A 995-nucleotide genomic window follows, 5' to 3' on the forward strand; every position below is an offset into this window, starting at 1 on the left:
CGTATAAGCAATGCTATTGAACAAAGCTTAGAAATCATCCGGCGCCGTATAGATCAAGTTGGTGTTTCAGAACCAGCCATCCAAAAGGTCGGAAATGACCGTATTATGGTCCAATTGCCTGGACTACAAGATCCAAAACAATTACGTGATCTTTTAGGAACAACTGCCAAAATGAGTTTTCATCTTGTTCCTTCTAACGTGGATCCCAATAATCCACCGATAGGTGTTTCAATTCTTCCTGGATATACTGATGAAACGCAACGCTATGCAATTTATGATCAAATTGCTTTAGATGGAAATGTCCTGAAAGATGCCCGTGCTGGTTTTGATCCACAATTGCCAGGACGTTCTATGATTTCATTTACTCTAGATTCGGCTGGTGCAAAAATATTTGCCGATATAACACGACAAAATATTAACCGTCCTTTTGCCATTGTTCTTGATAATAAGGTTTTAACCGCTCCTACCATCAATAGTGTTATTCCCAATGGACAAGGTCAAATTACAGGAAACTTTGACCCCAAAGAAGCCTCAACTCTGGCTGCTCTGCTCCGCGCTGGTTCCCTCCCCGCACCACTCACCGTCATTGAAGAAAGAACCGTAGGTCCAAATCTTGGTGCTGATGCCATCCAAATGGGGCTTTATACCGGCATAATTGGCTTTATTCTCGTTGCAATTTTTATTTTTCTTCTCTACCGCATTTGGGGACTCATTGCGAATATAGCACTAGCCCTCCATACGATTTTAACATTTGCTGCACTAAGTCTCCTTGGAGCTACGCTTACGCTGCCCGGTATTGCTGGTATTATCTTAGGCATCGGTATAGCCGTTGATGCCAATATTCTCATCAATGAACGTATTCGCGAAGAAAGTCGAAAAGGCGTGAGTGCTTTTGCAGCTCTAGATCGTGGATTTAAACAAGCTTTTGCAACCATTGTTGATGCAAATGTTACAGCCATTATAGCCACTGTTTTACTATTTTGGTTTGGCACAGG

The 995-nt window shown here is 42.2% G+C and carries 1 protein-coding gene; it reads left to right on the forward strand.

Annotation, left to right across the window (positions count from 1 at the left end; genetic code table 11):
- Positions 1-995: protein translocase subunit SecD (gene secD, locus ACFIO3_RS13960; RefSeq protein WP_375704676.1), on the forward strand; the 995-nt coding region annotated here is incomplete at both ends.

It is taken from the genome of Bartonella sp. AD328YNZD, from assembly GCF_042196425.1.